The organism is Micromonospora sp. NPDC005710 (assembly GCF_040630995.1).
Taxonomy (GTDB): Bacteria; Actinomycetota; Actinomycetes; order Mycobacteriales; family Micromonosporaceae; genus Micromonospora.
On record NZ_JBEXYP010000006.1, the window covers coordinates 92,279 to 109,927 of the forward strand.

At 70.6% G+C, this 17,649-nt stretch carries 20 protein-coding genes; 13 read left to right on the plus strand and 7 right to left on the minus strand.

All coding sequences use genetic code 11. The features are described from left to right. Positions 1–379: 379 nt before the first annotated feature. From trxA to ABZ406_RS10365, 3 genes are all read left to right on the plus strand, one after another. Complete coding sequence (trxA, locus tag ABZ406_RS10355) at positions 380–742, plus strand: thioredoxin (protein WP_357758411.1); 363 nt, start codon at positions 380–382, stop codon at positions 740–742. 153 nt (positions 743–895) lie between these two features. Then, positions 896–1,336 carry a hypothetical protein gene (locus tag ABZ406_RS10360; protein ID WP_357758415.1) on the plus strand — a complete coding sequence of 147 codons (441 nt, stop codon included), beginning with the start codon at positions 896–898 and terminating at the stop codon, positions 1,334–1,336. Next, positions 1,333–2,277, plus strand: a complete 945-nt coding sequence (locus ABZ406_RS10365; protein WP_357758418.1) for an HTTM domain-containing protein — start codon at positions 1,333–1,335, stop codon at positions 2,275–2,277. The genes ABZ406_RS10360 and ABZ406_RS10365 overlap by 4 nt, the downstream gene beginning before the upstream one ends. Here the strand turns inward: ABZ406_RS10365 and ABZ406_RS10370 are convergent. After that, entirely contained in the window at positions 2,241–2,660 is a 420-nt protein-coding gene (locus ABZ406_RS10370; protein ID WP_357758420.1) for a DUF393 domain-containing protein, read from the minus strand. The two genes, ABZ406_RS10365 and ABZ406_RS10370, sit on opposite strands and share 37 nt — an antisense overlap. 93 nt (positions 2,661–2,753) lie before the next feature. On the opposite strand from ABZ406_RS10370, the gene ABZ406_RS10375 reads away from it, so the two are divergent. Then, positions 2,754–4,817: an intein-containing Rv2578c family radical SAM protein gene (locus tag ABZ406_RS10375; protein WP_357758422.1), complete on the plus strand. Its 2,064-nt coding sequence runs from the start codon at positions 2,754–2,756 to the stop codon at positions 4,815–4,817. Between the two features lie 19 nt (positions 4,818–4,836). After that, positions 4,837–5,244 carry a CoA-binding protein gene (locus ABZ406_RS10380; RefSeq protein WP_357758425.1) on the plus strand — a complete coding sequence of 136 codons (408 nt, stop codon included), beginning with the start codon at positions 4,837–4,839 and terminating at the stop codon, positions 5,242–5,244. Between the two features lie 133 nt (positions 5,245–5,377). Here the strand turns inward: ABZ406_RS10380 and ABZ406_RS10385 are convergent, their stop codons facing one another. After that, complete coding sequence (locus tag ABZ406_RS10385) at positions 5,378–6,574, minus strand: acyl-CoA dehydrogenase family protein (protein ID WP_357758428.1); 1,197 nt, start codon at positions 6,572–6,574, stop codon at positions 5,378–5,380. A gap of 177 nt (positions 6,575–6,751) precedes the next feature. Here ABZ406_RS10385 and ABZ406_RS10390 point away from each other — a divergent pair, with 177 nt between their 5' ends. Continuing rightward, positions 6,752–7,291 carry a DUF4190 domain-containing protein gene (locus ABZ406_RS10390; protein WP_357758431.1) on the plus strand — a complete coding sequence of 180 codons (540 nt, stop codon included), beginning with the start codon at positions 6,752–6,754 and terminating at the stop codon, positions 7,289–7,291. 18 nt (positions 7,292–7,309) lie between these two features. Here ABZ406_RS10390 and ABZ406_RS10395 read toward each other — a convergent pair whose 3' ends face one another. Beyond that, complete coding sequence (locus tag ABZ406_RS10395; protein WP_357758434.1) at positions 7,310–8,215, minus strand: SDR family NAD(P)-dependent oxidoreductase; 906 nt, start codon at positions 8,213–8,215, stop codon at positions 7,310–7,312. Between the two features lie 118 nt (positions 8,216–8,333). On the opposite strand from ABZ406_RS10395, the gene ABZ406_RS10400 reads away from it, so the two are divergent. Beyond that, positions 8,334–8,888, plus strand: a complete 555-nt coding sequence (locus ABZ406_RS10400) for a DUF4190 domain-containing protein (RefSeq protein ID WP_357758437.1) — start codon at positions 8,334–8,336, stop codon at positions 8,886–8,888. A 79-nt stretch (positions 8,889–8,967) separates the two neighbouring features. Here ABZ406_RS10400 and ABZ406_RS10405 read toward each other — a convergent pair whose 3' ends face one another. Then, positions 8,968–9,924, minus strand: coding sequence for a CoA ester lyase (locus ABZ406_RS10405; RefSeq protein ID WP_124819986.1), 957 nt, complete (start codon positions 9,922–9,924; stop codon positions 8,968–8,970). 128 nt (positions 9,925–10,052) lie between these two features. On the opposite strand from ABZ406_RS10405, the gene ABZ406_RS10410 reads away from it, so the two are divergent. Next, on the plus strand, positions 10,053–10,877 hold the full coding sequence (locus ABZ406_RS10410; RefSeq protein ID WP_357758995.1) for an SDR family NAD(P)-dependent oxidoreductase: 825 nt from the start codon (positions 10,053–10,055) through the stop codon (positions 10,875–10,877). Further along, complete coding sequence (locus ABZ406_RS10415; protein ID WP_357758441.1) at positions 10,870–11,163, plus strand: hypothetical protein; 294 nt, start codon at positions 10,870–10,872, stop codon at positions 11,161–11,163. Before ABZ406_RS10410 ends, ABZ406_RS10415 begins: the two co-directional genes overlap by 8 nt. Positions 11,164–11,205: 42 nt before the next feature. On the opposite strand, the gene ABZ406_RS10420 is transcribed toward ABZ406_RS10415, so the two are convergent. Beyond that, positions 11,206–12,162, minus strand: a complete 957-nt coding sequence (locus ABZ406_RS10420; RefSeq protein WP_357758443.1) for a DMT family transporter — start codon at positions 12,160–12,162, stop codon at positions 11,206–11,208. Positions 12,163–12,267: 105 nt separating this feature from the next. Here ABZ406_RS10420 and ABZ406_RS10425 point away from each other — a divergent pair, with 105 nt between their 5' ends. Then, positions 12,268–12,981 carry an HAD family hydrolase gene (locus ABZ406_RS10425; protein WP_357758445.1) on the plus strand — a complete coding sequence of 238 codons (714 nt, stop codon included), beginning with the start codon at positions 12,268–12,270 and terminating at the stop codon, positions 12,979–12,981. A gap of 8 nt (positions 12,982–12,989) precedes the next feature. Here the strand turns inward: ABZ406_RS10425 and ABZ406_RS10430 are convergent, their stop codons facing one another. Together ABZ406_RS10430 and ABZ406_RS10435 are read right to left on the minus strand one after the other, a co-directional pair. Then, positions 12,990–13,520, minus strand: coding sequence for a hypothetical protein (locus ABZ406_RS10430; RefSeq protein ID WP_357758448.1), 531 nt, complete (start codon positions 13,518–13,520; stop codon positions 12,990–12,992). A 12-nt stretch (positions 13,521–13,532) separates the two neighbouring features. Further along, positions 13,533–14,402 (minus strand): PhzF family phenazine biosynthesis protein, encoded by an 870-nt coding sequence (locus ABZ406_RS10435; protein WP_357758451.1) that lies wholly within the window; start codon positions 14,400–14,402, stop codon positions 13,533–13,535. Positions 14,403–14,435: 33 nt separating this feature from the next. Between ABZ406_RS10435 and ABZ406_RS10440 the strand changes: the two genes are divergently transcribed. The 3 genes from ABZ406_RS10440 to ABZ406_RS10450 all read left to right on the plus strand — a co-directional run bounded on the left by ABZ406_RS10440 (position 14,436) and on the right by ABZ406_RS10450 (position 17,590). Beyond that, positions 14,436–15,722 (plus strand): CBS domain-containing protein, encoded by a 1,287-nt coding sequence (locus ABZ406_RS10440; protein WP_357758454.1) that lies wholly within the window; start codon positions 14,436–14,438, stop codon positions 15,720–15,722. Continuing rightward, positions 15,715–16,365 carry a DUF1003 domain-containing protein gene (locus ABZ406_RS10445; protein ID WP_357758456.1) on the plus strand — a complete coding sequence of 217 codons (651 nt, stop codon included), beginning with the start codon at positions 15,715–15,717 and terminating at the stop codon, positions 16,363–16,365. Before ABZ406_RS10440 ends, ABZ406_RS10445 begins: the two co-directional genes overlap by 8 nt. Before the next feature lie 76 nt (positions 16,366–16,441). Beyond that, positions 16,442–17,590, plus strand: a complete 1,149-nt coding sequence (locus tag ABZ406_RS10450; RefSeq protein ID WP_357758459.1) for an Mrp/NBP35 family ATP-binding protein — start codon at positions 16,442–16,444, stop codon at positions 17,588–17,590. Positions 17,591–17,649 lie beyond the last annotated feature (59 nt).

The window sequence follows — 17,649 nt, forward strand, 5'->3', positions numbered from 1 at the left end:
GTGAGGAATTCTGCCCTACGACGGCGCAGGTTCAACAGAGCCCGCGGTCACATTTATCTTTTTGTAACACTACTGAGCGTGACGCACAGTGGGTTGATCAGCGATCTCCGCAGGCCGGATAGCTCCTTGTGAACGCCCAAGTTACCGATTCGTAGTGCGCAATCGCGTGGATCTCCCTGGAAACGCTCCCATCACCGGCGGTCACGCAAGTGCGTCATGCATTTGCGTTCCGCAGGTCGGGTGTTAACAGACATGTTTCGATGGCTTGGGAGGCCCCCCGGCAGCCCCGAGCACGTTTCGTGCCCCACCGCACGGGAATTCGATACGGTCAGCCCTGGTTCTACGGGACGTAGACAAACCGCGGTGATCGGAGAGTGCAATGGCAACCGTTGAGCTGACCTCGACGAACTTCGACGAGGTGACCGGCGACGACGGCATCGTCCTGGTCGACTTCTGGGCCGACTGGTGTGGTCCGTGCAAGCGGTTCGCCCCGGTCTACGAGCGCTCCTCGGAGAAGCACCAGAACATCGTCTTCGGCAAGGTCGACACGGAGGCTCAGCAGGAGCTGGGCGCCAAGTTCGACATTCGCTCGATCCCGACGATCATGGCGATCCGTGACGGCGTCATCGTCTTCGCCCAGCCGGGCGCCCTCCCCGAGTCCGCGCTCGAGAACCTGATCGAGCAGGTCGAGGCGCTGGACATGGACGACGTCCGCAAGCAGCTGGCCGAGCACAACCACTGAGTCGTCCACTCGACGACAGGCAAGGCCGGGCCCGATGCGGGCCCGGCCTTCGTCGTACCCCACCAGCCCTCGCATGATCACCCTCCCGGCCAGGCCGGACTGGCCGTCGGAGGGACGCGACACAGCCGGTACATCCCGTATCGTCACGACCCGATGGAGAACCTGACCACCCGCGGGCGCGTGACCCGGCTGGGCGCGACCGCACTCGGTCTCGTCCTGCTCGTCGGCGGCACCTTCTGGGGCAGCGACGACGACTTCCCGTTCGGCCCGTTCCGGATGTACTCCACCTCCAACCCGCCGAACGCACCAGCACCCGACACCCGCGTCGAGGGGGTGAACAGCTCCGGGGCGGTGATCGACCTCGACCAGAACGCGACAGGCATCCGCCGCGCCGAGATCGAGGGTCAACAGGCCCGGTACGCCGCCGACCCGACGCTGCTCACCGAGGTCGCCGACGCGTACGCCGAACGGCACCCGGACGCCCCCGCGCTCGTCGAGGTCCGCATCGTCATCCGCTGGCACGGCATCCGCGCTGGCCGGCCGACCGGCCAACACACCGACCAGACCGTCGTCCGCTGGCAGGCCCCGCGATGACCCGCTGGCTGACCGAGGCTGTGCCCCGGGGCCGGGTGGCCGCCTTCCGCACCCTGATCTACCTGTTCGTCGCCGGCGATCTGGTGATCTTCACACCCTGGGTACGCACCCGGGTCAGCGTGCCCGGTGACCTGTACCGACCGCTCCTGATCGGCCGCCTGTTCTCCCTCCCGACGCCAACCGAGACGCTGGTGACAGTGATCTTCTGGGCGTTGCTCCTGCTCGCCCTCCTCGCCGCCACCGGACGGGCGCCCCGGCTGCTCGGCTGGGCGGTGTGCGCGCTGTACCTGGAGTGGATGATCATCGCGATGAGCTACGGAAAGGTCGACCACGACCGCTTCGGGCTGCTCATCGCACTCGCCGTGCTGCCCACCGCCGGTCGCGCCCGACACGGCGACACCACTCGCACCGAGGCCGGCGGCTGGGCCCTCCGCGTCACCCAGATCGCGGTGATCTGCACGTACTTCCTGGCCGCGTTCGCCAAGCTGCGCTTCGGCGGGCTGGACTGGCTGACCGGCTCCGTCCTGGCCCGCGCGATCATCCGACGCGGCACCGACCTGGCCGACCTGATCGCCCAGGTGCCGCACCTGCTGATCGTCGCCCAGTTCGGCATCGTGGCGTTCGAGTTGCTGAGCCCTGTGGTCTTCTTCCTGCCACCCCGCTGGCGACTCGCCATGGTCGGCTTCTTCTACTCGTTCCACGCGGTCACCATCGCGACCATCACGATCTCGTTCGCGCCGCACCTGGCCGCGATGACCAGCTTCCTACCGCTGGAGCGGGTGCGTCCGCTGGTCTGGGCCCGCCGACTCGTCCGCCGCGACACTCCCGACGACGCTCCTCCCGCCGACGCCGTGCCGCACGGCCAGGGCTTGGTGGACGTCGGCGCGGAGCGGGCGCTCGACGATCAGGCGCCGGTGGTCGGGCGACCGGTCGGGCCGTAGAGCCGCTCCCGGGCCTCCTGCGGCAGGGAACAGGCCGCGGTGCCACCGGGAAGCCGGTGCCGGTTGCGTGCCACCCAGCGGTACAACGGCCAGGCCGCGGCGCGCGCCGGCGGGAACCGCAGACCGGCGCCGGCCACCCGCCAGAGCGGACCACTCGCGGTGAGCAGTTTCGCGATGGCGTCCGGGCCAGCGGCGCGCGAACCGTCCGCGCCGACCCACTGCACGGCCTCCTCGCACTCGGCCACCGTGAGGCCGAGCGCGTCCAGGTCGGCGAACTGCCAGGGCACCACCCGTGCCGCGGTCGGAATGCGGCGCTCGATGAACTCCGCACAGCTCGTGCAGAACGCGCAGTCCCCGTCGTAGACGAAGGTCGACGTCTCCATGCTGTCCATCCTCCCCTCTCCGACCACCCGGACACCCACCGGTGTACGGCGGGTCACTTGCGATCTTCTCGTACACGTGTTCGAATAGTGCCCATGCGCTGGGACAACCTCACCGCTCCCCCGGTCGAGGGAGACCCCGAGCGGGCAGCGCCAGCGACGCCACCCCTGCCGCTGGCGCTGCCCGGCGCCGTCGCCCGCACCTTCGACACCCCCGAGTTCGCCGGAATGACCTTCTACGAGGTGCAGGCCAAGTCCATCCTCAACCGGGTGCCCGGGCAGTCCCGCGTCCCGTTCGAGTGGACGATCAACCCGTACCGGGGATGCACTCATGCATGTGTTTACTGCCTGGGCGCGGACACCCCGATCCTGATGGCGGACGGTCGCACGAAGCCGATCAGCGATTTGGAGCCGGGCGACCGCATCTACGGGACCGAGCGACAGGGCGCGTACCGCCGATATGTGATCACCACCGTCCTCGACAAGTGGTCCACGGTGAAGCCGGCCTACCGGGTCACCCTGGAGGACGGCACTACCCTCATCGCCAGCGGGGACCATCGGTTCCTCTCCGAACGTGGCTGGAAGTACGTCACCGGTGCCATGCAAGGCAACGCGCGACGCCCCTACCTGACCACCAACAACCGGCTGATCGGCACCGGTCGTTTCGCCGTCGGGCCCAAGGAGTCACTCGACTACCGCCGGGGATACCTCTGCGGGATGATCCGCGGGGACGCGCACCTGGGCACGTTCTCGTACTCGTACGGGACTGTGCACCGGTTCCGGCTGGCGTTGGCCGATGACGAGGCATTGAGCCGCAGTGAGCGCTACCTCGCCCTCGAAGGGATCAAGACGCAGCGTTTCGATTTCACCCCGGCCAGTCCCACGCGACGTGCAATGGCCGCCATCCGCACCTCGAAGCAGCGGGATATCGGGACGATCGCCGACCTCATCCGCTGGCCGGTCGAGCCCGGTGACGACTGGCGGCTTGGCTTCCTGGCCGGCATCTTCGACGCAGAGGGCAGTTGCAGCAGAGGCGTCCTGCGCATCAGCAACAGCGACGACGCCATCCTCGACCAGACGACGGCAGCACTGCGCCATCTCGGTTTCGCCTGCGTGCGAGAGGACCGCGGCCTACCCAACCGTGTGCGGGAGATCAGGCTGACCGGGGGCCTCGCCGCCCGGCTCCGGTTCTTTCACCTGACCGACCCTGCCATCACCCGGAAGCGGTCGATCGAGGGTGGCGCACTGAAGCATCAGGGCGCCCTCCGGGTTGTCGGCATCGAGGCACTCGGGCTGGAGTTGCCGCTCTGGGACATCACCACCGGCACCGGGGACTTCATCGCCAACGGAGTCGTCAGCCACAACTGCTTTGCCCGAAACACACACACCTATCTCGATCTCGACGCCGGTGCCGACTTCGACCGCAAGGTGATCGTCAAGGTCAACGCCGGCGAGCTGGTCCGGCGGGAGCTGGCCGCGCCGCGCTGGCGGGGCGCGCACGTGGCGATGGGCACCAACGTGGACTGCTACCAGCGCGCCGAGGGCCGCTACCGGCTGATGCCGCAGATCATCGGCGCCCTGCGGGACTTCGCCAACCCGTTCTCGATCCTCACCAAGGGCACGCTGATCCTGCGTGACCTGCCGCTGCTGCGTCAGGCCGCCGAGGTGACCACGGTGGGCATCTCCTACTCGGTGGGGTTCGTCGACGAACACCTCTGGCGCACCGTCGAGCCGGGCACACCACACCCTCGCCGCCGGCTGGACGCCGTCCGGGCGCTCACCGACGCCGGCATCCCCGTCGGAGTGCTGATGGCCCCGATCCTGCCCGGCCTCAGCGACAGCGACGAGTCGATCGAGGCCACCGTCTCGGCGATCGCCGCCGCCGGGGCGACGAGCGTGACCGCGCTGCCGCTGCACCTGCGTCCCGGCGCCCGGGAGTGGTACGCGCAGTGGCTCGCCCGCGAGCATCCGCACCTCGTGCCCCGCTACCGCGAGCTGTACCGGGCCGGCGCGTACGCCCCGCAGACGTACCAGCGGGAGTTGACCGCACGGGTGCGGATCGCCGCCCGGCGACACGGGCTGCACCGCGGAGAGCGGGGCGACAACCGCAGCCTGCCCGAGCCGCCGCCACCGTCAGCCGAGCAGCTGACACTGCTCTGATCGGAGCTACAGTCGGCTGGTGCGTACCGCTCAGCAGATCCTCGCCGACTCCGCCGTGATCGCCGTCGTGGGCGCGTCCCGCGACCCGTTCAAGGCAGCGCACGGCGTGCCGTTGCAGATGCAGCGGTACGGCTGGCGCATCATCCCGGTCAACCCGACTGTCGACGAACTGTTCGGGGAACGGGCGTACAAGACCCTTGCCGACGTTCCGCACCCCGTCGACCTGGTGGACGTGTTCCGACCGGCGGCCGACGCCGTGCAGGTCGTCCGGGACGCCGTGGCGATCGGGGCTCCTGCCGTCTGGCTGCAACTGGGCATCGTCTCGGCCGAGGCGCGGCGCATCGCCGAGGAGGCCGGCATCGACTACGTCGAAGACCGCTGCCTCATCGTCGAACGCGCCGCCGCCAACCTGTCCCGCCTACCCTGACCCAAAATCCCCGCCCCGCGCCCGCCCCCACCCTCACCGCCGCCGATCTTGCACTTACTGTCCCGACAAGACCGACATAAGGGTCAAGTGGACAACAGAAAGTGCAAGATCGGCGGGGTCGGGGGGCGGGGGGTTAGAGCTTGTATTCCTTGAGGAGACCTCGGGAGATGATGGTCTTCTGGATCTCCGAGGTGCCCTCGCCGATGAGCAGGAACGGGGCTTCCCGCATCAGCCGCTCGATCTCGTACTCCTTGGAGTAGCCGTAGCCGCCGTGGATGCGGAACGCCTCCTGGACGACCTCGGCGCAGTATTCGGAGGCGAGCAGCTTGGCCATCCCGGCCTCCACGTCGTTGCGCTGACCGGCGTCCTTGAGCCGGGCGGCGTTGACCATGAGGGCGTGGGCGGCCTCGATCTTCGTGCCCATCTCGGCGAGCTTGAAGGCGATGGCCTGGTGCTTGGCGAGAGGCTGACCGAAGGTCTTGCGCTGCTGGGCGTAGCTCACCGCCAGCTCGAAGGCGCGGATGGAGATGCCGCAGGCACGGGCGGCCACGTTGACCCGGCCCACCTCGATGCCGTCCATCATCTGGTAGAAGCCGCGGCCCACCTGGTCGGCGCCGCCGAGGATCGCGGAGTCGGGCACCGTCACGCCGTCGAGCACCATCTCGGTGGTCTCGACGCCCTTGTAACCCATCTTCTCGATCTTGCCGGGGATGGTGAGGCCGGGCGCGGTCTCGCCGAAGCCCGGCTCCTTCTCCAGCAGGAAGGTGCTCATGTTGCCGTAGACGGAGTCCGCGCCGGTGTCGGTCTTGACCAGGGTGGCCACCACCGAGGAGTACGCCCCGTTGGTGAGCCACATCTTCTGCCCGTTGAGCACGTAGCGGTCGCCGTCGCGGACGGCCCGGGACTTGATGGCGGAGACGTCGGAGCCGGTTTCGGGCTCGGACATGGAGAACGCGCCGCGCACCTCGCCGGTGGCCATCTTCGGCAGCAGCCGGGTCTTCTGCTCGGCGGAGCCGTGCTGGGAGATCAGGTACGCCACGATGAAGTGGGTGTTGACGATGCCGGAGATCGACATCCAGCCTCGGGACAGCTGCTCCACCACCAGCGCGTAGGTGAGCAGTGATTCGCCGAGCCCGCCGTACTCCTCGTCGATGGTGAGGCCGAAGAGCCCCATCTCGCGCATGCCGTCGAGGATGTCGGTGGGGTACTCGTCGGCGTGTTCCAGTCGCTGCGCGTGCGGGATGATCTCCTTGTCGGCGAAGTCCCGAACGGTCTCCAGGATCGACTGTTGCACATCGGTCAGGCCGGGCGTCTGGGCGAGTCTGGCCATCTCAGCCTCCGGGGATCCGCGCACTACTCGTGGGTAACTGAACGCTGGGTAAGTATCGACCTCCCGGGTTGGCGAGGCCAAGGTGACCAGTCCACACAACCGCTGTGAAAAGGTTCACCGCTGCGGGTAGCGTCCGGCAAGAGGGACTTTTCCGGCACCGGCAGGAGGAGGACAGCTGTGAGCTACCCGCCGCCGTCGGGACCGCCCGAGGACGAACCACCGCCGTCACCCTACGAGCCACCCCGGGACCAGTCGCCGTACGCGCCACCGCCGGCCGGCCAGCCGCCGTACCCGCCGCAGGCGGACCAGCCGGCGTACGAGCTGCCGTCGGAACGGTCACCGTACGGGCCACCGGCGGGCGAACCGTCGCCGTACGGCCACCAGGGGCCGCAGCAGTCGGCGCACTGGAACCAGCAGCCGTCGTATCCCCCGCAGGGCCCCTACGGCCAGTACGGCCCACCGCCGGCCGGGCCGGGTCGGGGCACCAACGTGCTGGCGATCCTGTCGCTGGTGTTCGCCTTCGTCTTTCCGCCGGCCGGTGCCGTCCTCGGCCACGTCGCCAAGCGGCAGATCCGCACCAGCGGCGAGGAGGGCGACCAGCTCGCCACCTGGGGGCTGATCCTGGGCTACGTCTTCACCGGGCTCACCGTGCTGGCCTGCTGTGGCTGGTTGGCGCTCGTGGCCTTCGGCAGCAACGGCGACAGCAGCGGTTACTGACTGACGGGCCGACGCCGGTCAGCGGAAGCGGGCCTCGCGGACGCTGTTGCCGCCGTCCACCACGAGCATCTGCCCGGTGATGTACGAGGCGGCCGGCGAGCAGAGGAAGCTGATCGCCGCGGCGACCTCGTCCGGTGTGCCCGGTCGCCCCACCGGTGTGCCAAGCCCCTGCTTGATCTCGGCCATGGTGGACGCCGCGGTGTAGATGGTGCCGGGTGCGACGGCGTTGACTGTCACGCCGTCGGCGATCATCTCCATGGCGAGGGCCCTGGTCAGCCCGACGACCCCGGCCTTCGCCGCGGCGTACGCGGCCTCGGTGGGTAGGGCGTTGACCGGGCCGGCCGTGGCCGCCAGGTTGACGATCCGTCCCCAACCCCGCTCGGCCATCCCCCCGATGAACGCCCTGCTGCACAGGAACGCGGTGGAGAGGTTGCGGTCGATCTCACCGCGCCACTCGTCGTAGGTCAGCTGCGCCACCGGTCGCAGCACCCCCTGGCTGGCCCGACTCGCCAGGCCGGCGTTGTTGACGAGCACCTCGACGTCGCCCAACTGCTCGGCGACCGCATCGGCGAGCGCACCGACCTCGGACTCGTCGGTCAGGTCCGCGACGAAGCCGGTCACCCCCAGCTCGGTCGCCCGCTCGTGGATGCGTCGGGTGGTGGAGACGATTGCCACCCGAGCGCCCAGGTCGGCGAGTCGACGGGCGGTGGCGTACCCGATGCCGTCCGGGCTGCCCGCCCCGGTGACCAGGGCGACCCGCCCGTCGAGGCGCATGGTGACCGGGTCGGCGAGCGCGACCGGCTCGTCGGGGCCGGGGCTGCCCGCCGGTGCGGCCGTCCGGGCGCGCCGGGCCGCGCCCGGACGGCTGACGTCCCGTCGGGGTCGACTGCCGGAACGGTCCGCGGCGCGCGCGTCGAATGCCATGCCAGGGATCCTGCCCGTTACGACCGGCCCGAGCAACGCGGCACCCGGAAGCGGGGGCGTCGGGTTTGGGCGGCGCTGGCTACCCTGTCTCCGCACCCCGACCTGACGGAGAGTTCGCATGACCAATCCCCCGCCGCCCGGCAACTGGACCGACCCGACGTGGTCGGCCCAACCGTCGAGCCCCGTACCGGACCCGACAGTGGTGGCCGGGCAGCCGGTACCCCCGCAGCCCGGCCCGGTCGACCCATACGCGCCCAACCCGTACGCCCCGGTCGACCCGTACGCGCCGGTGGACCCGTACGCGGGCGCGCAGCCGCCGGCCACCCAGGCGATGCCCAGCTACGCCCCGGCCGCTTACCCGCAGCCCGGCTACCCGCCGCAGTACCCCGGCTACGGCTACCCGCAGCAGCCGAAGACCAACGGGCTGGCCATCGCGGCGTTCGTGCTGGCCCTGATCGGTTTCACGTCCTGCATCACCGCGCCGATCGGCGCGATCCTCGGGCACGTCGCGCAGAAGCAGATCCGGCTCAGCGGCGAGGGCGGTGCGGGGATGGCGAAGGCCGCCATCATCGTCGGCTGGATCCTCACCGGGTTCCTGGTGTTGGTGATCCTCTTCTACGTTGCCGCGATCGTCTACGCCATCGCGACCAACAACGACAGCAGCAGCTACTGACCGGCGGGCGGGCGGGCGGGCGTACCGGCGACTGTCGGGCCGGATCGACAGCCGGCGGCGGTCGTCCCGGCCCGGCCGGTCACTGCTCCGGTGGGGTGAACGACGAGGTACGGCTCATCCCGGCGGCCCGACCCTTGGCGGCGACCACGAGCGCCATCTTGCGGGACGCTTCGTCGATCATCTCGTCGCCGAGCATCACGGCACCCAGCCGGCCGCCGGCCTCCGAGGTGTAGTGCTCGTACGCGTCGAGGATCAGCTCGGCGTGGTCGTAGTCGGCCTGCGCGGGCTGGTAGACCTCGTTGGCGGCGTCGATCTGGCCCGGGTGCAGCACCCACTTGCCGTCGAAGCCCAGCGCTGCCGAACGCTTGGCCACCTCGCGGAACGCGTCGACGTCGCGGATCTGCAGGAACGGGCCGTCGATGGCCTGCTTGTCGTGCATCCGCGCGGCCATCAGGATGCGCATCAGGATGTAGTGGTACGGGTCGCCCGGGTAGTCCGGGATCAGGCCGCCGACCACCATGGACTTCATGTTGATCGACGCCATGAAGTCGGCCGGGCCGAAGATGATGGTCTCCACCCGCGGCGAGGCGGCGGCGATCGCGTCCACGTTCACCAGACCGGCGGCGTTCTCGATCTGCGCCTCGATGCCGATCCGGCCCACCTCCAGGCCGATCGTCTTCTCGATCTGGGTGAGCGTCAGGTCCAGCCACTGCACCTGGGCGGCGGTCTGCACCTTCGGCAGCATGATGCAGTCCAGGTTGGCGCCGGCGCCCTCGACGACCTCGATGACGTCCCGGTAGGTCCACGGGGTGGTGAGGTCGTTGACCCGGACCACCCGGGTCTTGCCGGCCCAGTCCCCCTCGTTGAGGGCGGCCACGATGTTCTTGCGCGCGTCCGGCTTGGCCAGTGGGGCGACGGCGTCCTCCAGATCGAGGAAGACCTGGTCGGCCGCGAGCCCCTGGGCCTTGCCGAGCATCTTCACGCTGGAACCCGGCACGGCGAGGCAGGACCTGCGGGGGCGACCGACTGCGGCCATTGATGCGCTCCTTCCAGCGTCCGGCGGGCAGGCCGACGCCACCTGACGACAGATCCGGAACCTTAACGATCCCAAAGGGCGTTGTGACGCCACGGTAACCTCGCGCCATGACCGGGGTGAATGGACCTGTGGAAGATCTCACTGGGCGTCGACTGGTGGTGGTGACCGGGGCCAGCTCCGGCATCGGGCTGGCCGCCGCCGTGCAGCTGGCCTGCCGTGGCGACCAAATGGTGCTCGTCGGGCGGGACCCGGCCCGCCTCCAGGCCGCCGCCGAGCGGGTCCGGGAGAATTCCGGTGAACGTCCGGAGCTGTTCCGGGCCGACTTCGCGATCCTCGACGACGTACGCCGACTGGCCGAGCAGCTTCGGGCCGCGTACGACCGGATCGACGTGCTAGCCAACAACGCCGGCGCCATCGCGTTGCAACCACTGCGCACCGTCGACGGTTTCGAGATGTCGATCCAGGCCAACCACCTGGCCCCGTTCCTGCTGACCAACCTGCTCGCCGACCGGGTGGGTCGGGTCGTGGTGACCGCCTCCGGCGCGCACCGCTTCGGTGCCCTCGACCCGGACGACCTGAACAAGCCGCTGCGGAACTACCGGCCGATGGGCGCCTACGGCACCAGCAAGCAGGCGAACATCCTGTTCACCGCCGAGGCCGCCCGGCGGTGGCCGGACACGTCCGCGTACAGCTTCCATCCGGGAGTGGTGCGGACCCGGTTCGCCAACGACAGCCGGATTGTCGCGTTCGGCATGCGGTTCATGCCGTTCCGCAGCCCGGAGAAGGGCGCGGAGACCCTCGTGTGGTTGGCCAACCAGGAGCGTTCCCGGCTGATCAACGGGGGTTACCACGTCGACCGTCGGCCGCGTCGACCGCTTCGGAAGGCCGCCGACCCGCAGCTCGCCTCCCGGCTCTGGACGGCGAGCGCCAGGGCCGTCGGTCTCGATGACTGACCGGGCCGGCGCACTGACACTCGTCGCGGTCGTCGAGTTCGCCGTCGGGGCCGAGGTGGCTGGGCAGCGCTACGAGGACGCCGTACTGGCCCTGCTCGAACGGCACGGCGGCCGGTTGGAGCGGCGACTGCGCGGGACCGACGGCCAGACCGAGGTGCACGTGATCCGGTTCGACGGCCGGGCTGGCTACGAGTCGTTCCTCGCCGACCCGGGCCGGGCGACCCTGCGTACCGCCCTCGGCGAGGCCGCCCCGACGACCCGGGTCATCGAGGTGCACGAGAGCTAGCTTGCTGGGCGGGTGGAACATCGATCCGCTCGTGTCGGGCGGTCAGTCGTGCAGGGGCGTCGGGTCGGTGGGGAGGGCGGTGGGTGCCGCCCGCCGAGCGGCCCGGCCGCTGCCCAGCACCACCACCGCCACCCCGACCAGCAGCAACGCCATACCCAGCAGCGCGTACGGGCGCGGAACCTGACCCAGCCAGGCCCACCCGAGCACTGCCGCGCCGGGCGCCTCCAACAGGATCAGTACGCTCACAGTGGTCGCCGGGATCTTCTTCAGCGCGTAGTTGAACATCGAGTGCCCGAGCAGTTGGGCACCGGCCACCAGGGCCAGGATGGCCAGCCAGGTACTCCCGTCGAACCCGGTCAGTCGTACGCCGCCCACCAGGCACAGGGCCAGCAGGATCAGCGCGCAGATCCCGTAGCAGATGGTGGTGTAGGTGGTGGTGCTGATGCTGGTCCGGGCCCGTTCCCCGAAGGCGGTGTAGACGGCGGCGAACAGGGCTCCGACCAACGCCAGCACGTCACCGAGGACGGCCCGGCCGGAGACCCCCACGTCCACACCGGTGGCGACCACCGCGCCACCGACCGCGACCGCGATGCCGGCCCACACCACCCGGGGCAGCGGACGCCCCTGGACGCGGGCGATCAACCCCTGCCAGACCGGTTGGGTGGCGACCAGGGCGGTCGACGTGGCGACCGACGTGAGCTGGGCGCTCGGTACCCAGGTCGCGAAGTGCCCGGCCAGGGCGACCCCGGACAGGACGCAGAACAGTCCCTCCCGCCGGCCCGTACCCACTGTCAGCCTGCGGAACTCGGCGACACGTCGGGCCAGCGCGAAGGGGCTCAGCACCGCCACCGCGAGCAGGTTGCGCCAGAACGCGATGGCCAACGCGGGAGCGGCGGCGTACGCGATGAGCGGCGCGGACGACGACACGGCGACCACGGCCAGCCCGACCGCGCCGGTGGTCAGCGGATCCAGTGTCGGACGAGGTGAAGGTGGGGGCACGGGACGTAATCCTCACACGTATGACGGTCAGCACGGAGGGTCATCACTCCGTTACGATCACGCGGTTCCGCGCCGGCGACCCTCGACCGCCCGGAGGCGTTCCCCATGCCCAGCTACCAGGCGGTGCTGTTCGACTTCTTCGGCACCCTGACCCGTCCGGTGCAACGCGGCGCCGCGCACCTCGACACCGCCGAGCTGCTCGGGTGCCACACCGGCACGCTGAACGAGGTGCTGGACCGCACCTACTACGAACGGGCCACCGGCCTTCTCGGCAACGCCGAGACAACCCTGCGCTGGGTGTGCGCCCAGGCCGGCGTACACCCGAGCGACCAGGCACTGCGGGCGGCGGTGGCGTCCCGGCACCGGGCGGTCCGCGCGGACACCTGGCTGCGGGCCGACGCGGTGCCGGTGCTGGCGGCCCTGCGCCGACGCGGCCTGCGCACCGGCCTGATCAGCGACTGTACGCACGAGCTGCCGGCCTTCCTGCCGCAACTCGCTATCGCCCCACTGCTCGACGTACGGGTCTTCTCGGTGCAGGTCGGACGGTGCAAGCCCGATCCGACGCTCTACCTGACAGCCTGCCAACGGCTCGGGCTCACGCCCGGCGACTGCCTCTACGTCGGTGACGGCGGCAGCCAGGAGTTGACCGGCGCCGAGCGGGCCGGGATGACCGCCGTCCGCCTCGCCGCCCCGGATCTGGCCACGCACCTGGTGTTCAACGCCGAACAGGACTGGCGCGGCCCGACCCTCGCCACCCTGGGCGAGGTGCTCGCCCTCGTCGACGCCGAGGTGGCAGCCGTCGGCGGCCGGCTCGGCTGACCGACCGGTCAGCGGCGGCGGACCCGGTGCAGCCGGAACGGCTTGCGGGTGGCCCGAACCGCCGGAGTCGGCCGGGGCGGCTCGGCCTGCGCGTCAGCCGGCAACTCCGCCCCGGTCAGCGGCGTACCCGCCGGGGCGAGCCGGTTCACCGCGCACCCGTCGGCGGCCCACCGGGCCACCAGGTCGGCGGTCGGACCGGGCGCGTTGAGGCGCTTCGCCGCCACCAGCGGCGCTGTGGTGTCCCACGCCTCGGTGCCCGGAAGCAACCGGGTCACCCGGGCCGGCCAGGTGACGATCCGACCGCCGTGGTCGCCGCGCAGGGTGACCTGGGCCTCGGTCGCCTCGGCCAGACCCGGCGCGGCCTGCTCGCCCGGCCCGCTGACCACCAGGAGCGCGCCCTCCAGGGGTGCACACCAGAGTGCGAACGCCGGCCCTTCGGCAACACTGACCCAGGCCACGGCGGCCTTCTTCATCGCCTCGTCGACAAGCGGTGTGCTCTCCGGAGCGTCGTCGTCCGTCACACCCGCATCCTCCCGCATCGGCACCTCCGCTCAGCCCACAAACGGTGGCACGGCGATCTCGCCCCGGGCCACCGGCATCACCTGACCGGCGACCGTCGCGCCGACCGCCACCCCGTCCGCCGCGGTGACAGTGCAGGCCAACGCGGACGGGCGGTTCATCTCCACACCCTGACGGACCGCGTACTCCGACCGCCCCTCGCCCGGCAACAGACCACTCGCCACCAGCCAGACACCCAGGCCGAGCGCCGCCGAACCGGTCGCCGGGTCCTCCGGAACGCCGATCCCCGGCACGAAAACCCGGGCGTGCGCGGTTTGCGCGGCGGCGTCCCAGGAGAAGACGCTCACGTGCGACACCCCGTACCGCTGCGCCGCCGCCGGGTCCACCCGGGCGCGGGCCACCGACTCCGGCCGCACCGGCAGGTACGGGAACTCCAGCCCACAGCCGGCGACGCGGGGGGCGGGCCCGACGTGGTCGTCGGCGACCAACCCGGCGATCTCCAGCAACGGCTCCGGGTCCAGCTCCGGGCCGAGCGTCGGAGCGCCGCCGGTGAGCGTCGCCCCGGTGGCGGTCACCTCGATCGGCAGCACACCGGCCCGGCACTCCTGGGTGACCTGCCCCACACCGAACATGCCCCGCCGGTACGCGGTGACCGCCGCGCCGACACTGGGGTGCCCAGCGAACGGCAACTCCTCCACCGGAGTGAAGATCCTGGCCCGATAGGTGACACCGACCTGGGTCGGCGGCAGCACGAACACCGTCTCGGACAGGTTGAACTCCAGCGCGAGTGCCTGCATCTGCTCGGTGGCCAGCGCCTCCGCGCCGAACACCACAGCCAGCGGGTTACCGGCAAAGGGGCGATCGGTGAAGACGTCCACGATCTCGTAGGCCAAGGTCGACATGTTGATAAACACTAGGCGCTTAGGCTGGTGCCCGTGAGTACGCCGACCCGGATCTACATCGCCCGGCTCGCCGGAGTCGCCGTCTTCGACCCGAACGGCGATCAGGTGGGCCGGGTTCGTGATGCCGTGGCCCGGCTCCGGGCGACGAAGCGTCCGCCCGAGGTGGTGGGACTCGTCGCCGAGATGCCGATGCGTCGTCGGATCTTCCTGTCCATCAACCGGATCACCTCCATCGACGCAGACGCCGTCGTGCTCGGCTCCGGCACCCTCAACCTGCGCCGGTTCGAGAAGCGCGCCAACGAGCTGCTGGTGCTTCAGGAACTGCTCGACCGGCGGGTGCAACTCGACCCCGGTGGTCAGCCCGGCGCGGTGGTGGACATCGCCATGGAGTGCACCCGGGGCGGCGAGTGGTCACTGACCCGTGTCGCCGTACGCGAGCAGACCGGTCGGCTCAGCCGTCGCGGCCACCTGCACCAGGTCGAGTGGGACCGGGTGCGCGGGCTCAGCGGCATCGCCGACAACCGGGGTACGGCGAACCTGCTCGCCGTGTTGGAGGACATGCGCCCCGCCGACCTGGCCAACGCGTTGCAGGATCTGCCCGACGCACGGCGCAACGAGGTGGCGGCCGCGCTCGACGACGAGCGGCTTGCCGACGTGCTCAGTGAGCTGCCGGAGCACGACCAGGTGGAGATCCTCGCCGGCCTCGACCGGGAGCGGGCCGCCGACGTCCTGGAGGAGATGGACCCGGACGACGCGGCGGACCTGCTCAACGAGCTACCCCCACCTGAGCAGGACGTGCTGCTGGACCTGATGGAGCCGGACGAGGCCGACCCGGTACGTCAGCTGCTGAAGTACACCCCGGGCACGGCCGGCAGCGTGATGACCTCGGAGCCGGTCATCCTGCCGCCGGACGCCACCGTCGCCGAGGCGCTGGCCCGCATCCGGGAGCCCCAGCTCTCCCCCGCCGTCGCCGCGCAGGTCTTCGTGACCCGGGCTCCGCAGAACACGCCGACCGGCCGCTACCTGGGCATGGTGCACTTCCAGGCGCTGCTGCGCGAACCCCCTGCCGACCTGCTGGGCAAGGTGGTGGTCAACGACATCGACCCGCTGCGCCCCACCACGCCGCTGCCCGAGATCACCCGCCGGATGGCCACCTACGACCTGGTCGCCATGCCGGTGATCGACCGCAACAACCGGCTGGTGGGCGCCGTGACGGTGGACGACGTGCTGGACCACTCGCTGCCCCGGGACTGGCGGGACCGCGACGCCCTGACCGCCTCGGGCACCAGCGACACCGCGTTGGACGACTCGGATGGCTGAGCAGCGGCGGACGGAACGTCTCGACCAGCCACGCGAGCCCCGGGGTGTGAAGCTGCCCCGGTTCGACGCGGAGGCGTTCGGCAGGTGGTCCGAGGGCATCGCCAGGGGCATGGGCACCGCGAACTTCATAGTGGTCATGACCGTGGTGATCGCGATCTGGTTCGTCTGGAACACGGTGGCCCCGGCGAACCTGCGCTTCGACCCGTACACCTTCACGTTCCTGACCCTGGTGTTGTCGTTGCAGGCCAGCTACGCGGCCCCGCTGATCCTGCTGGCCCAAAACCGGCAGGCCGACCGGGACCGGGTGGCCCTGGAGGAGGACCGGCGGCGGGCCACCGCGCAGAAGGCGGACACCGAGTACCTGGCCCGGGAGATCGCGGCCCTGCGGATCGCGCTGGGTGAGGTCGCCACCCGCGACTTCCTCCGCTCCGAGCTGACCCGGCTGGCCGAGGAACTGGACGAGGTGGGGCAGCGCCGGCAACGGCTGGAGCGCCGCCAGCAGGAGAAGGACAACTGGCAGGAGCGACGGGGTCAGCGGCCGCCCGACGCTGTCGGCCTGGACGAACCCCGCGACGACCTGGACGGCGACTTCACCCGGAAGGCTCGGCCGGACGGCGCCGACCCGCGCCGCTCGGAGGGCTGACCGACCTGCCATCGATTGGCTCACACCGCCCCGGGCAGCGGCGGCGGCGGATGCCCCGCGACGTAGCATTGCGGGCATGTCAGCACCCGTGAGCACCGTCGAGGACGCGATCCAGGCCGCCCTGGCCACCGTCAACGACCCGGAGATCCGCCGGCCCATCACCGAGCTGGGCATGGTCCGTTCCGCCACGATCGGTGCCAGCGGTGTCGTCCGCGTCGAGTTGCTGCTCACCGTCGCCGGCTGCCCGCTGAAGGACAAGCTGCGTAACGACATCACCGCTGCCGTCGCCGCCGTGCCCGGTGTCACCGGTGTCGAGATCGACTTCGGGGTGATGACCCCCGATCAGCGGCAGTCGTTGCAGTCACAGCTGCGCGGCGGCGGCGCCACCGAGGAGCCGGTCATCCCGTTCGCCCAGCCCGGCTCGCGCACCCGCGTGTACGCGGTGGCCAGCGGCAAGGGCGGCGTCGGCAAATCGAGCGTCACTGTCAACCTGGCGGCGGCGCTCGCCGCCCGTGGGCTCTCCGTCGGGGTGGTCGACGCGGACATCTACGGCCACTCGGTGCCCCGGATGCTCGGGACGGAGGCCCGGCCCACCCGGGTCGAAGACATGATCATGCCGCCGCAGTCGCACGGCGTGAAGGTCATCTCCATCGGCATGTTCACGTCCGGCAACGCCGCCGTCGTGTGGCGTGGCCCGATGCTGCACCGGGCCCTGCAGCAGTTCCTGGCCGACGTCTACTGGGGCGACCTCGACGTGCTCCTGCTCGACCTGCCCCCGGGCACGGGTGACGTGGCCATCTCGCTGGCCCAACTGCTGCCCAACTCGGAGATCCTGATCGTCACCACCCCGCAGACCGCCGCCGCCGAGGTGGCGGAACGGGCCGGCGCGATCGCCCTCCAGACCCACCAGCGGGTGGTCGGCGTCATCGAGAACATGTCCTGGCTGGAGCTGCCCGACGGTTCCCGGATGGAGATCTTCGGCGCCGGTGGCGGCACCGCCGTCGCCGAGTCGCTGAGCCGGACCATCGGCGCCCACGTGCCACTGCTCGGTCAGATCCCGCTGGACACCCGCGTCCGCGAGGCCGGCGACGCCGGCAACCCGATCGTGCTGGCCGCACCGGACTCCCCGGCGGCGCACGCACTCGGCACCATCGCCGACCGGCTCGCCCTACGCCGCGAGTCACTGCTCGGCAAGCCCCTCGGCCTCAAGCCTGCAGGTCGCTGACCAACCCGAACACCGTTCCAGCCCGTCGGCCCTGGTGGCCGGCGGGCTGAGTCGTGTCG

Coding starts and splice junctions, on each gene's coding strand:
- trxA (WP_357758411.1), top strand. CDS start 380: ATGGCAACCGTTGAGCTGACCTCGACGAACTTCGACGAGGTGACCGGC.
- ABZ406_RS10360 (WP_357758415.1), top strand. CDS start 896: ATGGAGAACCTGACCACCCGCGGGCGCGTGACCCGGCTGGGCGCGACC.
- ABZ406_RS10365 (WP_357758418.1), top strand. CDS start 1,333: ATGACCCGCTGGCTGACCGAGGCTGTGCCCCGGGGCCGGGTGGCCGCC.
- ABZ406_RS10370 (WP_357758420.1), bottom strand. CDS start 2,660: ATGGAGACGTCGACCTTCGTCTACGACGGGGACTGCGCGTTCTGCACG.
- ABZ406_RS10375 (WP_357758422.1), top strand. CDS start 2,754: ATGCGCTGGGACAACCTCACCGCTCCCCCGGTCGAGGGAGACCCCGAG.
- ABZ406_RS10385 (WP_357758428.1), bottom strand. CDS start 6,574: ATGGCCAGACTCGCCCAGACGCCCGGCCTGACCGATGTGCAACAGTCG.
- ABZ406_RS10395 (WP_357758434.1), bottom strand. CDS start 8,215: ATGGCATTCGACGCGCGCGCCGCGGACCGTTCCGGCAGTCGACCCCGA.
- ABZ406_RS10400 (WP_357758437.1), top strand. CDS start 8,334: ATGACCAATCCCCCGCCGCCCGGCAACTGGACCGACCCGACGTGGTCG.
- ABZ406_RS10405 (WP_124819986.1), bottom strand. CDS start 9,924: ATGGCCGCAGTCGGTCGCCCCCGCAGGTCCTGCCTCGCCGTGCCGGGT.
- ABZ406_RS10415 (WP_357758441.1), top strand. CDS start 10,870: ATGACTGACCGGGCCGGCGCACTGACACTCGTCGCGGTCGTCGAGTTC.
- ABZ406_RS10425 (WP_357758445.1), top strand. CDS start 12,268: ATGCCCAGCTACCAGGCGGTGCTGTTCGACTTCTTCGGCACCCTGACC.
- ABZ406_RS10430 (WP_357758448.1), bottom strand. CDS start 13,520: ATGCGGGAGGATGCGGGTGTGACGGACGACGACGCTCCGGAGAGCACA.
- ABZ406_RS10435 (WP_357758451.1), bottom strand. CDS start 14,402: ATGTCGACCTTGGCCTACGAGATCGTGGACGTCTTCACCGATCGCCCC.
- ABZ406_RS10445 (WP_357758456.1), top strand. CDS start 15,715: ATGGCTGAGCAGCGGCGGACGGAACGTCTCGACCAGCCACGCGAGCCC.
- ABZ406_RS10450 (WP_357758459.1), top strand. CDS start 16,442: ATGTCAGCACCCGTGAGCACCGTCGAGGACGCGATCCAGGCCGCCCTG.